At 66.0% G+C, this 14,391-nt stretch carries 14 protein-coding genes; 9 read left to right on the forward strand and 5 right to left on the reverse strand.

Annotated features, from left to right (window positions below):
• Genes ACZ9AQ_RS20890 through ACZ9AQ_RS20925 form a run of 8 tightly spaced genes read left to right on the forward strand, consistent with a single transcriptional unit; the run spans position 1 to position 9,292 of the window.
• Entirely contained in the window at positions 1–2,457 is a 2,457-nt protein-coding gene (locus tag ACZ9AQ_RS20890; RefSeq protein WP_429206618.1) for an efflux RND transporter permease subunit, read from the forward strand.
• The gene (locus ACZ9AQ_RS20895) at positions 2,450–3,415 is read left to right on the forward strand and encodes a VOC family protein (protein ID WP_429206617.1); all 966 of its coding nucleotides are present in this window, start codon (positions 2,450–2,452) and stop codon (positions 3,413–3,415) included. Before ACZ9AQ_RS20890 ends, ACZ9AQ_RS20895 begins: the two co-directional genes overlap by 8 nt.
• Before the next feature lies 1 nt (position 3,416).
• On the forward strand, positions 3,417–4,247 hold the full coding sequence (locus ACZ9AQ_RS20900) for an enoyl-CoA hydratase/isomerase family protein (RefSeq protein ID WP_313032986.1): 831 nt from the start codon (positions 3,417–3,419) through the stop codon (positions 4,245–4,247).
• Positions 4,248–4,278: 31 nt separating this feature from the next.
• Positions 4,279–5,109 (forward strand): SDR family NAD(P)-dependent oxidoreductase, encoded by an 831-nt coding sequence (locus ACZ9AQ_RS20905; RefSeq protein WP_429206616.1) that lies wholly within the window; start codon positions 4,279–4,281, stop codon positions 5,107–5,109.
• Positions 5,109–6,035, forward strand: a complete 927-nt coding sequence (locus tag ACZ9AQ_RS20910; RefSeq protein WP_429206615.1) for a quinone oxidoreductase family protein — start codon at positions 5,109–5,111, stop codon at positions 6,033–6,035. Before ACZ9AQ_RS20905 ends, ACZ9AQ_RS20910 begins: the two co-directional genes overlap by 1 nt.
• Positions 6,036–6,047: 12 nt before the next feature.
• A complete protein-coding gene (locus tag ACZ9AQ_RS20915; RefSeq protein ID WP_429206614.1) occupies positions 6,048–7,040 on the forward strand; it encodes a Rieske 2Fe-2S domain-containing protein in 993 nt (330 codons plus the stop codon).
• Entirely contained in the window at positions 7,037–8,071 is a 1,035-nt protein-coding gene (locus ACZ9AQ_RS20920; protein WP_429206613.1) for an oxygenase, read from the forward strand. Before ACZ9AQ_RS20915 ends, ACZ9AQ_RS20920 begins: the two co-directional genes overlap by 4 nt.
• The gene (locus ACZ9AQ_RS20925) at positions 8,072–9,292 is read left to right on the forward strand and encodes a multidrug effflux MFS transporter (protein WP_429206612.1); all 1,221 of its coding nucleotides are present in this window, start codon (positions 8,072–8,074) and stop codon (positions 9,290–9,292) included.
• Between the two features lie 31 nt (positions 9,293–9,323).
• Here ACZ9AQ_RS20925 and ACZ9AQ_RS20930 read toward each other — a convergent pair whose 3' ends face one another.
• The 3 genes from ACZ9AQ_RS20930 to ACZ9AQ_RS20940 form a co-directional block, all read right to left on the reverse strand.
• Positions 9,324–9,893, reverse strand: coding sequence for a 3-phenylpropionate/cinnamic acid dioxygenase subunit beta (locus ACZ9AQ_RS20930; protein WP_429206611.1), 570 nt, complete (start codon positions 9,891–9,893; stop codon positions 9,324–9,326).
• Positions 9,894–9,934: 41 nt separating this feature from the next.
• Complete coding sequence (locus ACZ9AQ_RS20935) at positions 9,935–11,332, reverse strand: aromatic ring-hydroxylating dioxygenase subunit alpha (RefSeq protein ID WP_429206610.1); 1,398 nt, start codon at positions 11,330–11,332, stop codon at positions 9,935–9,937.
• Between the two features lie 82 nt (positions 11,333–11,414).
• The gene (locus tag ACZ9AQ_RS20940; protein ID WP_429206609.1) at positions 11,415–11,879 is read right to left on the reverse strand and encodes a bacteriohemerythrin; all 465 of its coding nucleotides are present in this window, start codon (positions 11,877–11,879) and stop codon (positions 11,415–11,417) included.
• Between the two features lie 113 nt (positions 11,880–11,992).
• Here ACZ9AQ_RS20940 and ACZ9AQ_RS20945 point away from each other — a divergent pair, with 113 nt between their 5' ends.
• Positions 11,993–12,544, forward strand: a complete 552-nt coding sequence (locus ACZ9AQ_RS20945; RefSeq protein ID WP_429206608.1) for a glutathione peroxidase — start codon at positions 11,993–11,995, stop codon at positions 12,542–12,544.
• 82 nt (positions 12,545–12,626) lie between these two features.
• Here ACZ9AQ_RS20945 and ACZ9AQ_RS20950 read toward each other — a convergent pair whose 3' ends face one another.
• Both ACZ9AQ_RS20950 and ACZ9AQ_RS20955 read right to left on the reverse strand, forming a co-directional pair.
• A complete protein-coding gene (locus ACZ9AQ_RS20950; RefSeq protein WP_429206607.1) occupies positions 12,627–13,079 on the reverse strand; it encodes a hypothetical protein in 453 nt (150 codons plus the stop codon).
• Between the two features lie 63 nt (positions 13,080–13,142).
• Positions 13,143–14,230, reverse strand: a protein-coding gene (locus ACZ9AQ_RS20955; RefSeq protein ID WP_429206606.1) for an IS3 family transposase whose coding sequence is annotated in 2 segments (ribosomal slippage) — positions 13,143–13,978 and positions 13,978–14,230 — 1,089 coding nt in all. Because the reading frame shifts where the segments join, the coding sequence is not laid out codon by codon here.
• Positions 14,231–14,391: the final 161 nt, after the last annotated feature.

Below are 14,391 nucleotides of genomic sequence, written 5' to 3' on the forward strand. Positions count from 1 at the left end.
ATGGCCGCGCACAGCGAACAGCCGCGCATGCCCGTGATCCGGGACCTGCAATCCTTCGACCGCCGCTCGGGCAACCTGCTCGAGCGGGTCATCTTCAATAACCGCATCCTGGTGCTGCTGGCCTGCCTGCTGGCCACGCTGTTCCTCGGCTACTCGGCGACGCGGATCAAGGTCAATGCCAACTTCGAGCGCATGATCCCGCTCGGCAGCCCCTACATCCAGAACTACCTGGCCTACAAGGACCAGCTTCCGGGCCTCGGCAACACGGTGCGCATCGTGGTCGAGAACAAGACCGGCGACATCTACGACCCGGCCTTCCTCGAGGTCATGCGCAAGGTGAACGACGACCTGTACATGATCCCGGGCGTCGACCGCTCCTGGATGAAATCGATCTGGATGCCGATCGTGCGCTGGCGCGAGGTCACCGAGGACGGCATCACCGGGGGCGCGGTGATGCCGGCCCAGTTCGACGGCAGCCCGGCAGAACTGGCCAAGCTGCGCGAGAACGTCGCCAAGGCCGGCATCGTCGGCCGCCTGGTGGCGCTCGACATGAAGTCGAGCATGATTGTCGCACCGATGCTCGACACCGACCCGAAAACCGGGGAAGCGCTCGACTACGGCGCCTTCTCGCAGCAGCTGGAACAGAAGATCCGCAGCTACGAGAGCGACAAGGTCGGGATCCACATCGTCGGCTTCGCCAAGATCGTCGGCGACCTGATCGAAGGCCTGAAGTCGGTGATGCTGTTCTTCGCCGTCTCGGTGGCGATCGCCACCGTGTTCGTCTACCTGTACACGCGCTGCCTGCGCAGCACCGCGCTGCTGGTCACTGCGGCCGTGCTCGGCGTGGTGTGGCTGCTGGGGCTGATGCAGCTGCTCGGCTACGAACTCGATCCCTACTCGATCCTGGTGCCTTTCCTGATCTTCGCCATCGGCCTGTCGCACGGCGCGCAGAAGATGAACGGCATCATCCAGGACATCGGGCGCGGCACCCACCGCTACGTCGCGGCGCGCTATACCTTCCGCCGCCTGTTCGTGGCCGGCGTCACGGCGCTGCTGGCCAACATCGTCGGCTTCGCGGTGCTGATCATCATCGACATCCCGGTGATCCGTGACCTGGCGATCACCACCAGCATCGGCGTGACGGTCCTGGTGTTCACCAAGCTGTTCCTGATCCCGGTGGCGCTGTCCTACATCGGCATCAGCCCGAAGGCGGCGCGGCGCGCGCTCGAGGAAGACCAGGAAATGGCCCAGGGCCGCTCGGCGCTGGGACGGGTGTGGGCGCGCCTGGACCGCCTGACCGAACGGCGCTGGGCGATTCCGACGATCGGCGTGGCGCTCGCCGTGACGGCCGTGTCGGCGGTGGTGATGCAGGACCTGCGCATCGGCGACCTGGACGCCGGCGCGCCGGAACTGCGTCCGGATTCTCGCTACAACCGCGACAACGCCTACATTACCCAGCACTACGGCCTGTCGAGCGACCAGTTCGTCGTCATCATGAAGACCGCCGACGAAGGCTGCCGCCTGGTGTCGGCGCTGAACCGGATGGACGGGCTGGCCCAACTGCTGCGCGCGGACCCGGCGGTCCAGACCACGACTTCGCTGGCCGAGACGGTGCGCTTCACCACGGCCGCCATGACCGAGGGCAGCGGCAAGTGGCTGACGATCAGCCGCAACCAGTCGATCACCGACGGCGCCATGTCGGCCGCCGCCATCGCCACGCCCGACATCACCAACCAGAGCTGCTCGGTGTCGCCGCTGGTGGCCTACCTGGCCGACCACAAGGCCGACACCGTGGCCCGCATCCTGAAGACCGCGGAAGGCTACGCGCAGCTCAACAACACCGGGCCCGGCGCCAAGGAACCGGTCCAGTTCCTGCTGGCCGCCGGCAGCGCGGGCATCGAGGCCGCCACCAATATCGAAGTGGGCAGGAGCATCGTCACGATGTACCTGGCGGTGTACGGCTCGACCGCGCTGCTGTGCCTGGTCACCTTCCGCAGCGTGCGCGCCACCATCGTCGCCCTGATCCCGCTGGTCATCACGACCATCCTGTGCAAGGCGCTGATGGTCTGGCTCGGGATCGGCCTGAAGGTCGCGACCCTGCCGGTGATCGCGGTGGGAGTCGGGGTGGGCGTCGATTACGCGCTCTACCTGCTGTCGGTGCAGGTGGCGTGCCAGCGCCGCGGCGACAGCCTGCGCGCCGCCTACCGCCGCTCGCTCGACTTCACCGGCAAGGTGGTGGCGCTGGTCGGCCTGACGATGGCCGCCGGCGTCGTCACCTGGGCCTGGTCGCCCATCAAATTCCAGGCTGACATGGGCATCCTGCTGACCTTCATGTTCCTCTGGAACATGCTGGGCGCCCTGATGCTGACGCCGGCCCTGTCGTACTTCCTGCTCAATCCGAAAAGCGCACGTGAAGATGCGCGCGTGACCCCAACACTGGAGAAGAACTATGTTTGACCTGCTGCTGTCAGCCGACATGATGCTGCCCGACCCGGACGGCATGACCGAACTGCTGGTGAAGAAGCTCGGCGTGCACAGCCACCCGAACTGGCGCCAAGCCTTCGACAACCATCCGTACATTGCGCACTTCCTGCGCGTGCACAAGTCGCTGGCCGTGTCGCCGACGCGCCTGGAGCCGCAATGGCACCTGGACTACGACAACCCGGGCGACCCGATGTTCCACGAGTTCCTCGAAAGCCTCAAGGATTACCAGGGACGCCACCGCCCGATGTTGACCCACTCGGTGGTGCTGGCGCTGCAGGGGCCCAAGTTCGATGCCTTCGTCGACAAGCTGATGCGGCGCGGCCTGGCCTTTCGCATGGCGCAGCGCACGCCGGAGATGCCCTTCGACCGCCTGTGGCTCGGCGCCACCCCGGAGCGGCCGCGCTATTCCCCCGAGGTGGACGGCGGCCTGTGCATCGAGGTGATGCCGACCGAACCGCTGCAGATGCCGCCGGAGACCTTCGCCACCCCGCCGGCCCAGCCGCGCGACCCGCGGCCGGGCGACATGGTGCGCGTCAGTGCCCGTGCCTTCCTGGTGCGCGACCTCGACCACACGCTGCGCTGCTGCTCGAAGAACCTCGACTGGGAGCCGCAGGGCGGGGTGGAACTGCTGGGCCGCGAAGGCCAGCGCCGCGCCATCATGCCGTTCACGGTGGCCAACAGCGCCGCGCTGCACGTGATCCAGCCGACCGCCTGGGATACGCCGGCCGCGCACTACCTGAACAACTGGGGCCCGGGCCTGTATTACATCCGGATCGCGGTCAACGGCCTGGCGGCCAAGGCCGAGGATCTGCGCGAACGCGGCACCAAATTCACCTGGGTCGAGGAATCGGAATCGGCCGGCGGCAAGCCGCTGATCCGGATCGACGCATCCGAGCTGCGCGGCCAGCTCATCGAGTTCGAGGAAGCCTGACATGGACGTGCTCGACCAGAACCCGATTGCCGGCGCCGCAAGGACCGTGGTCAACGCCGCCGTCGTCATCGAACGGGACGGCGCGCTGGCCTGGGTGGTGCTGACCCGCGCGGCCCAGATCAATGCCATCAACGACGACATCCGCCAAGGCGTGCCGCAGGCGCTGCGCGAGCTCGACGCCGACCCGGAGGTGCGCGTCATCGCCATTCGCGGCGACGGACCGCGCGGCTTCTGCGCCGGAGCCGACATCAAGGAAAAACGCGCGCCCGAGACCGCCATCGAGGTGCGGCGCCGCATGCAGGGCGCGCGCTGGATCGAGGCGATCGACGCGGTGCAGAAGCCGGTCATCGCGGCCGTCCATGGATACTGCATGGGCGGCGGGATGGAACTGGCGCTGGCATGCGACATCCGCTTCGCGGCGCCCGACGCGGTCTTCAGCCTGCCGGAAACGGCGCTCGGCCTGATTCCGGGGGGCGGCGGCACCCAGCGCCTGGCCCGCGTGGTCGGGCCGGGGCGCGCGATGGACCTGCTGCTCACCGGCGAGCGCCTCGATGCCGGGGCCGCCCGGGATATCGGACTGGTTACCCGCATCGCGAGCGAATCCGGCGCGCTGGTCGCGGAAGTGCGTGCCTTCGCGCTGCGCATCGCGGCGCGCGCACCCGCCGCCACGCTGTCGGTCAAGCGGGCGGCGCGCAGCGCCCTCGACCTCGAGCTGCGCCAGGGCCTGGACCTCGAGCTGGACCTGTTCGCGATGCTCAAGCCGAGCGAGGACGCACGCGAAGCCGCGCTGGCCTTCAGCGAGAAACGGCCGCCCCAATTCACCGGCCGCTAAAAGCGCGGCACACCCTGACGGAGACAGCGAGATGAATAACAAGAAACTGGAAGGCCGCGTCGCCATCCTGACCGGCGCCGGCAACGGACTGGGCGCCGAGGCGGCGCGCGTGCTCGCCGGGCACGGAGCGCAGGTGGCGATCGTCGACATCGACGGCGATGCCGCACGGCGCGTGGCGGCGCAGATCGAGGATCAAGGCGGACAGGCGCTTGCGGTGCAGTGCGACGTCTCGCTCGAGACCGAGGTGCGCAACATGGTCGAAACGGTCGTCGGCCGCTTCGGCCGGGTCGACATCCTGCACAATAACGCCGCGGTGCTGAGCGTGGAGCAGCGCCAGCGCGACCGCGACGTGATCAACATGGATGTCGAGGCCTGGGACCGGGCCATGGCGGTCAACCTGCGCGGCGCCATGCTGTGCAGTAAATACGCGATCCGCGAAATGCTCAAGAACGGCCGCGGCTCGGTCATCTTCGTCACCTCGGGCCTGGGCGTACAGGGCGACCTGTCGCTGTCCGCCTACGCGGCCTCGAAGGCCGCCCTGATCATGCTGAGCCGCTCGGTGGCGGCGCAATATGGGAAGCAGGGCATCCGCTCGAACGCCCTGCAGATCGGCCTGGCCCCGGCCGAGAATGCGCACAGCAGCATGCCGGCGCCCCTGCTCGACATCCTGCGCGACAACCACCTGACCCCCGAGCTGGGGACGCCGCGCCAGATCGCCGACGTGGTCGCCTTCCTGGCATCCGACGAATCCGCCTTCATCACCGGCACCACGCTGGTGGCCGACGGCGGCTTCGGCAGCCACACGCCCTCGCTGGTGGCGATGAAGGCCTTGTTCGCGCAGACCGGCGCGAAGGGGATGTGATGAAGGCTGCGATCATCCACGAACGCGGCGCTGCGCCCGTCGTCGGCGAGTTCCCGGAACCGGGCCCGAAGGACGGCGCGGTGCTGATCGACGTCGACACGGCCGGCCTGGGCGGCTGGGACGTGCTGGGCGCCTACCGCCTCGGCGTGCAGTACCCCTGCGTCATCCGCGGCGAAGGCGTCGGGCGGGCATCAGGCGGGCGCCGGGTCTACTTCGGCGAACGCTCGGTGCTGCCCTATGGCGCCTGGGCCGAGCGCACCCTGGTGCCGGCCGAGGAAGTGTGGGAGGTGCCGGACGACGTCGACGACCGCACCGCCATCACGATGGGCATCGCCGCCACCGGCGCCCTGGTGCCGCTCGAGCAGGCCGACATCCAGCCGGGTGAGCAGGTGCTGGTGCTGGGCGCCACCGGCACGCTCGGCCAGATCGCCCTGCAGCTGGCGCGCCATTTTGGCGCCGGCCGGGTGGTCGCCGCCGCTCGCTCGCCTGACGCGCTGGCGCGCTTGAAGGAACGCGGAATCGCCGACGAAGTCGTGGTGCTGGGCGGCGCGGACGATGCCGCGGCGCTCAAGGCCGCCGCCGGCGAGGGCTTCGACGTGGTGCTCGACCTGGTCTGCGGCCAGCCGATGATCAATGCGCTCAAGGCCACGCGCTGGGGCGCGCGCATCATGACGATCGGCACCGGCGCGGGCCGCCAGGTGAACCTCGACATCGCCGACCTGCTGTTCCGCACCCTGTCGTGCATCGGTACCGGCCAGCGTCCGCCGGCCGAGCGCCGTGCGATCTGGGAGCGTCTGCTGCGCATCGCGCGCGAGCAGGACATCCGGGTCGACTACGCCGACTTCGCGTTCGACGACGCGGACAAGGCTTGGGCAGCGCAGGCCGCCGGGCCGCATGCGAAGATCACTGCGCGCGTGCGTGGCTGAGGGAGTGTGGCGATGACGACTGGACAATGGTGGATCGTGGCGCTGTCGGAGCAGCTGGCGCCCGGCAAGACACTGGCGGCGGTGTGCGACGGCCGGCAGCTGGCACTGTTCCGCAATAACGAGGGCGAGGCCTTCGCACTGGAAGACCGTTGCCCGCACCGGCGCGTGCCGCTGTCGCCGGGGCTGGTCAAGCCGGGAGGACTGCAATGTCCTTACCACGGCTGGACCTTCGACGGCGCAAGCGGAAAATGTACCGACATCCCCAACCTGCGGCGCGAGGAGAAGATTCCGCCGGCCGTGGCACAGGCCTACCCGGTCGCGGAACTGAATGGTTTCGTGCACGTCTTCCTGGGCGATGCGGCGCGCGGTGGCGAGCCGGATGCCGCGCTGCCGGCGGCCGCCTACCGTGCGGCCGGGCGCGAGTACAGCGGAACCGCCGTGGCGAGTATCGCGTTCGAGGAATACCTCGACGTCATGCTCGACGGGCCGGAATGCCTGCTGGCCTTTCCCGGCGTCGTGGTCACCGACTTCTTCCTGGGCGATCCACGCCGCGACGGGCGCCATCTCGTGCTCGATCGCGGCGCTGTTTGGAAGGGCAAGGGCATCGGGCCGGCCTTCGTGCGCGACCACCCCCTGCTGGTGCGCACCCGCGTGCCGCTGGCCGGCGGCGACGTCATCGTGGAGCTGCTGGACGCCGACGAGCGCGCGCTGGTGACGGTATTCGTCGCCGCCACCGCCAACCGCCGCGGCACCACCAGCCTGGCATGGCGCGGCTTCGCCCATGGGCACGCGGGGGACGCGCCGCTGGGCTGGCGCCTGCGCCGGCTTGCCGGCAGCGCGCCGTTTGCCATCAACCATATGATCGACGGGCGCGCCGTCGCCGCACTGGAGATCGCGCCGTCGCGCGATCGCAGGCGTGGGCCGGAGATTGGCACGCCGATCACGCCGGTCGCGCCGGCCGCGACGGATGCCGCGCCATCTGCGCAGGAAAGGAGCCTGGCATGAACCTGGACGACAAGGGGGCGCGCTTTGCCGCGCCGGACGAGAAACGCGACTGGGTGCCGGGAAACATCGACCTGCGCGATACCTGGTTCCCGGTGGCCTACAGCGCCGACATCGGCGGCCGGACGGTGCGCCGGATCATCCACGCGCAGGATGTCTACCTGTGGCGCGAGCAGGGCCGCGTGCGCGCCGCCGAACTGCATCCGCAACTGTCCGGGCAGATGCGCCGCCGGCCCACCGCCTTTACCGGCGGTTCGGGCTACTACCCGGTCCGGGAGCGCTATGGCTACGTCTGGGTCTGGTACGGCAATCCGGACAACGCGCATGAAGAGCTGATTCCGCGGATTCCCTTCCTGCCTGCCGACGGCATCGGCATTCCGCGCTACACCCAGCGCTCGGTGCGCTTCGACGCGGCCTCGCCGCTGTCGGTCGAAAACCTGATCGACCTGACCCATGCCGATTTCCTGCATGCGAACACGATCGGCGATGGCCAGTCCGACAGCGACGTGGTCGAGTTCAGCTCGACCTCGGAGACGCTGACGCGCACCCGTATCGTCACCCGCAAGTCGGTGGCGCCGGTGATGCGCTGGATCGGGGGCGTGCGCGCGCAATACCAGGACCTGCGCGCCGTGCTGCACGTCCACCTGCGCAACAACCTCTGCATTTCCTACCCCAGCTTCGAGCCGGGCTACGCGATCCCGAACGTGCAGCCCTTCGTACCTGTCGGCAGGCACCGCAGCCGCGTCGACCAGACCAACTACACGGTCCATGCGCCGGCGCCGTTCCGCTGGGTGATGCCGCGCATCTCCTACGTCATCCAGCCGCAGGACAATTCGGTGCTGCGTCCGCAGAACGCGCGTTACTTCGACACGGGCCAGCGCCGTGACCTGAGCTCGCGCTTCGACGCGCCGGGCAACCGCTACCGGGTGCTGCTGGCGCGGCTGGCGCAGCGCCAGCAGCAGGGCGACTTCAGCTACGGTGCCGATGCCGACCCCGCGATGGACATTTCGCAGCTGCTCGGCATGAAGGCCTGAGTGCCGCCGGCACCCACTGCACGTGTGCCGGGCCTGTTCGGCATTACCCTGATCCTGGCCGGCCTCGCAATGCTGGGGCCGTTCTCGATCAACGCCTACCTGCCGTCCTTCCGCGAGATGGCCCTCGTCTTGCGGACCGACGCCGTGGCGCTGCAGCAGACCATATCGGTCTATTTCTTCGCATTCGCCTTCATGTCGTTGTGGCACGGCGCCATCTCGGACTCCTTCGGCCGGCGCCGGGTGGTGCTGTGGGGCCTGGCGGTCTACACGCTGTCCTCGCTGGGCTGTGCCTTCGCCACCGGCGTGGAGCAGTTGTGGGTACTGCGCGCGCTGCAGGGATTCTCGGGGGGCGCCGGGATCGTCATCGGGCGCGCGGTGGTGCGCGACCTGCACGAAGGTCCCCTGGCGCGGCGCATGATGTCGCAGGTTGTGATGATCTACGGGGTCGCGCCGGCGATCGCGCCGCTGGTCGGCGGCGCCCTGCAGATCGCGTTTGGCTGGCGCTCGGTGTTCCTGTTCCTGGCGCTGCTGTCCGCCGGCCTGCTGGCGGCGGTGGCGCTGCGCCTGCCCGAAACGCTGCCGCCGCAGGCGCGCCGGCCGTTCGACGCGCGCGACCTCGGGCGCGGCTATCTCGCGCTGCTGCGCAACCGCGGCTTCATGGCGTGGACGCTGGCGTACGCGCTGATGTTCGGGGCCTTCTTCATCTATGTCCTGTCCGCGCCGGTGTTCGTGATGAGCCACCTCGGCCTCGGGGAGGGAGACTTCGTCTGGCTGTTCGGGCCGGCGACGGCCGGGCTGGTCTCCGGTTCGGCGCTGGCGGGACGCGTGGCGGTGCGCTGGTCGTTCGGGCGCACGCTGGCGACCGCGTTCGCACTGATGGGCGCGGCAAGCTGCTACAACCTGCTGGTGGCCTGGACGGCGCCGGATGGCGCAGGCTGGTATGTCGCCTACCTGTTCGTCTTCAACCTGGGGATGTCGCTGGCGATCCCGGCCATGACCATCCGCGGCCTGGACTGTGTCCCGGCCCGCCGCGGCATGGGCTCGTCGGTCCAGCTGTTCGTGCAGACCGGCTTCAATGCCGTCATCGCGGCCCTGCTCGCGCCCTTGATGTGGGGTTCGCTGGTGTCGCTGGCCTGCGGCGCCGCGGGATTGTGGCTGTGCGCCGGCGCGGGCGTGATCCTCGCACTGCGCTTATCGAAAGAAAACCCGCCCGCGACCTGACGGCGGCGGGCGGGTTCGGAAGTGCTGCCGCTTACAGGAAGATGCCGAGGTTCGGTGTTCCCAGCACGGCCTGGTCGATGATGACCTCGCGCCGCGCCAGCAGATAGCCTTCGTCGGTCTTGCGGATCACGTCGTGGCGTTCGCACGGGATCAGGTCGAACTTGTCGTTGTCGAAGCGGTTGCGGGTCAGCAGCAGGTAGCTGTGAACCTTGAACTCGTTCTCCTTGTCGGTGCGGTAGACCCGGATGTTCGACACCATGTGCTTGGTGCGCGAGGGCGGATCCTCGCCCCAGGCGCTGCGCGTGTCCATCACCCGCATCACGCGCAGCATGATCGAGCGGTAGTCGTCGAACATGTGCTGCACGGTGCGCACGACCGACTTGTCCTGGTCGCGCGTGGCGCGGGTGTGGCGCAGCGGCACCGTGTATTCGATGTCCTTGGCAACCATTGCGATCCAGTCGCGCAGGCGCAGCGTGTCGAAGTATTCGGCTTCGTCGTACATGAATTCGACGATGTCGTTGTACACCTGGCTGCCGATGGCGACCCGGTTGGCGCGCACCGAAGGCGGCAGCGGCGTCGGTTCGAGCGGATTCTTTTCCATGTGAGTCTCCTGATGGTGTTGTCGGGGTTCGGGCTGATCGTTCATTCGGCAGTCATCAGCTCGTGCCAGTACTTCCACCATGCCCACTGGGTGTCGTCCTTCGTGAAGCCGTCGCCCACATGTCCCGGGCCCGGCCAGCCCTCGGGAGCGCCCTTGTCGAATTTCGCCTGGTATTTCAGGGTGATGGTCTTGCTGACCGCGCCCTTGGCCACCTCGGTCTGGTGCGGCCAGGTGTCCGAGTCTTCCATCTCCACCATGCCCGAGGTGCCGAGCATCTGGACCGACTGGCGCAGCATGCGCGCCTTGAGTTCCGGCGGCGTGTCCTTCTCGGCGAAGATCCAGTTCATGAACTCGAGCTTGTCCGGCCCCTTGGGGATGTAGGCATGCAGCGCGCAGGCGCCGACGATGGTGCCGTCCGGCTGCGGCAGGTAGATGAACTCGAACAGGCCGTTCGGGAAGAAGCCGCCGACCTGGGGCGGGCGCCAGGACATCAGCTTGAGCTGGCCGTCGTCGAAACGTTCCAGCAGTTCGGGGACCATCTCGGGCGTGATGCCCGGCGGGGGCAGGGCGGTCAGGCGCTCAACCGGGGACAGCTCGGCCGGGTTCTTGCCGGTCAGGCGGACGATCTTGCGGTCCAGGTCGATGCAGCGCATGGCGTGGCCGTGGTCGGTCCAGACTTCGCTGCCATACATCTCGGGCGACAGGTCGGCGCCCTTGCCCTCGGCGTCCGGTTTCTTCGCGTAGGGGCCGACTTCGGCGAGCCAGCGGTGCAGGGTGAGCGTGTGGAAGCCGTCGGCGGCCGATTGCTCGCAGGCGGTTTTCCAGTTGGCGTTCAGGCGGAAGCGCTGCGGCGGGCCGAGGACCTCGAGGCCACCCTTGGTGCGCAGGAACAGCGTATCGAAATAGTATTTGGCGTCGCCGAAGAATTCCTCGAGGCTCGGGCCGTCGATGTTCCAGGTGGCGAAGATCAGGCCGCCGTACAGCGCGACGCGCGCCTTCTTCAGGCCCAGCTGGTCCTTCGGCGTCATGCTGCCGTGCATGCATTCCTTCTCGACCGGCGCGCCGATGAAGTCGCCGTTCGGCTTGAACGCCCAGCCGTGGTAGATGCACATGTGGACGTTGGTATTGCCGGCGTCGTGGGTCTGCACCTTCATGGCGCGGTGCGGGCAGACGTTCAGGGAGACGTGGATCTCGTTGTCGCGGTCGCGCGCGACGATCACGGCATCGGAACCCATGTCGCGGGTGATGAAGTCGCCCTTGTTCGGGATTTCGGTCTCATGGCCCAGGAAGATCCAGGTCTTGGCAAAGATCCGCTCCATCTCCAGTTCGTACAGCTCCGGATCGGACAGGGCGCGTACCTTGACCTCGCGTGTCTCGTGGTTGATCAGGTCCGAGATCCTGGTCCCGTCCCGCAGTCTCATTTCGGCATTCTGGTGCATCGTTGTCTCCTTTGTTTTGCCTGCTTCTGGATTGTACACAAACCAGAAATATGTTCAACAAATGGATGGCACGTGCAAGGATTTATTTTGCCGGCGCCGCGCTTGCCGCCCCGGTGCGCCGCAACACGACGGGAATGCCGCCCATGCGCTTCTTGACCAGCCATTGGGCGAGCGAGGCGTCCATGTAGTCGGCGTGGCCGGGAAACCAGCGGCTCAATTCGCGCGCGAGGGCACGGCAGGTCGCCTCGTGCCCACCGCCGGCCAGCAGTGCGCGCACTTCGTGCACCGAGGCCAGCACGGCATTGTGTTCATCGATATGGCATTGCGCTGCGGGGAATTCGGTGGCGAGCATCCACTTGCGCTCATCCTCGAAGTGGCGTTCGGCGTGCACCAGGAAGTCATCGAGCAGGGCTGCGAGCTTGCCATCGGGCGCGGCCAGCATGGCGCCGACGATGTCGACGAATTCGCGGTGGGTGTCGTCCATGGCGCCATGGCCGAGCAGGAAGCGGTCGGACCAGGTGAAATGCGGTTCGGGATTACTTGACATGTACTGGCCTCGCTAAAGAATGCTGCGACACTTTTTCTTAAAGTGTCTATCAAAATGGTAGCATAGGTTTGCAGGTCGTCGGGAATATCGCAACCAGGGGAGGGCAGCACAAGATGGAAACGCAGATCGTCGATATACCATTCCGTTTGATGGATGGCAGGGAAGCGAGGCTGGCCGACTACGCCGGGAAAGTCGTGCTGGTGGTGAACGTAGCTTCGCAATGCGGGCTGACCCCGCAGTACGAAGGCCTGCAGCGCCTGTTCGCAGCCCGGCGCAACGCGGGGCTGGTGGTGCTGGGTTTCCCCGCCAATGATTTCGGCGCCCAGGAGCCCGGCAACAACGAGTCGATCGCCGAGTTCTGCGAGACGAAGTACGGTGTCGACTTTCCGCTGGCGCAGAAGATCGCAGTCACCGGTCCCGGGCGGCATCCCCTGTACAGCGCGCTGACGCGCCTGCAGCCGCAAGCGATCGACCCTGCGGACGGCGCGATGCGGGAAAAGCTCGCGGGCTATGGGTATCGGCAGGCCGAGCCGGCGGATGTGCTGTGGAACTTCGAGAAATTCCTGATCGGGCGTGACGGACGCGTGGTCGCGCGCTTCAATCCCGATGTCGTTCCGGATAGCCTGGTGCTGGTCGAAGCGATTGAGCGCGAACTACGGGCATGACATCCTGTCCTGCCGCGCGCTGCTGACGGTCTTAGAACCGGGTTCAGGATATCTTGGTCGAGAGGCTGTGTCTCATTGACGGTTAGTGAGCAAAAGGATTTGCATACTCGATCGCGCCTGTCGTTTTGTTATACGCGACAGTAATCGGATTACTACGACGAGAAGGATCAAACCCAATCTCGACAAGTACGCCTTCACCTCTTTCATGGCATCGCTTAACAAAATCGAGGAACGCGTCCGTTAGTTTGGCATAGTCATCTCTTTCGGCCACTTTCGGTATCAGGAGCTTGGCGCTTCTATCGTTCGGAAGTTCCGCCCAGATTGAGAAGCCCATTGAGAACGGATCATTCTCGCCAGTTTTCCCAGGAGTGCCCAACAAAGTGGGCTCGATTCTAGGCATCTCCATAGTCTTCTGAGTCAGTTTAGCTAAAGCTTCTTTGAGTACCAAGTAATGGTCTTTACCCAGCTCCTTTAAAATCCCTCCAAAGTAATTACTTGCGATGAAAACAGCACCCATGGTCATCATAGTCCACATGATGCCTGCGTAAGGACCCTGATGGGTAATCCCCCCATTTTTAGAGCGGGCTAAAAGTAGAGGTTAAGCGGCAAGGGCAAGTTTCTGTTTTGGTGTGATGCCGCCGAGTGCCATGTTGGGGCGGTCGTGATTGTAGGTCCACAGCCAGCGAGTGGCAAATTCCTGGATCTCGTCGAGCGTTTCAAAAAGGTGGTGAGCCAGCCAGTCGTAGCGTACGGTCCTGTTGTAACGCTCTACGTAAGCATTTTGCTGAGGCTGACCCGGCTGGATGAAATCGATGCGGATTCCGCGTCTGGCGGCCCAAGCCAACGTCACGGCGCTGATGTATTCCGGGCCGTTGTCGCAGCGGATCGCGCTCGGTTTGCCACGCCATTCGATAATCCGGTCCAGCGACCTGATGACGCGTTCGGATGGCAGCGAGAAATCGACATCGATTCCCAAGCCTTCCCGATTGAAATCATCGATGACGTTGAACAGGCGGATGGTGCGTCCGTCGGCAAGTTGGTCATGCATGAAGTCCATCGACCAGCTCTGGTTGATCGCGGTCGGCACAGCCAATGGCAGCGGCTTCTCGCGTACCAGGCGGTGGCGCGGCTTGATTCGCAGATTCAGCTCGAGCTCACGGTAAATCCGGTAGACCCTTTTGTGGTTCCATTTGAAGTTTTTAACGTTGCGCAGGTACAGAAAGCACAGCCCAAAGCCCCAGTTGCGCTGGTTATTCGTCAGCCGTACCAGCCAATCAGCGATGACGCTATTTTCCTCGTCCAGCTTGGCCTTGTACCGGTAGCAGGTCTGGCTGATGCCAAACGCCCTGCACGCCAGGTTAATCGTGGCTGACCGCTGTGCCACGGCCCACTGCGCCATCTCTCGCCGCTGAGATGGCGCTACCACTTTTTTGTCAGCGCCTCCGCGACGATCTCGGCCTTCAGACGCTCCTCGGCATACATCTTCTTCAGGCGCCGGTTCTCATCCTCGAGTTCCTTCATACGTGCCATGAGCGACGCGTCCATCCCGCCGTACTTGGCGCGCCACTTGTAGAACGTGGCGTTGCTGATGCCGTGCTCGCGGCACAGCTCCGGAACCGGGCTGCCGGCTTCGGCTTGCTTCAGGATGGCGATGATCTGGCTGTCGGTAAAGCGGGACGTCTTCATGTAGAGCTTCCTGTCTTAAGTAGAAAATTCTACTTCTAAACGCGCTCCTTTTGCGGGGGGATTACCGAATTACATGGCACGTGAAAGACGGTTGTTTTCAGAAGAGTTCAAGCGCGAGGCAGTCAAGCTGGTAGGCCAGCCTGGTGCGAGTAAGGCGGCGA

It is taken from the genome of Massilia sp. UYP34 (genome assembly GCF_056279385.1).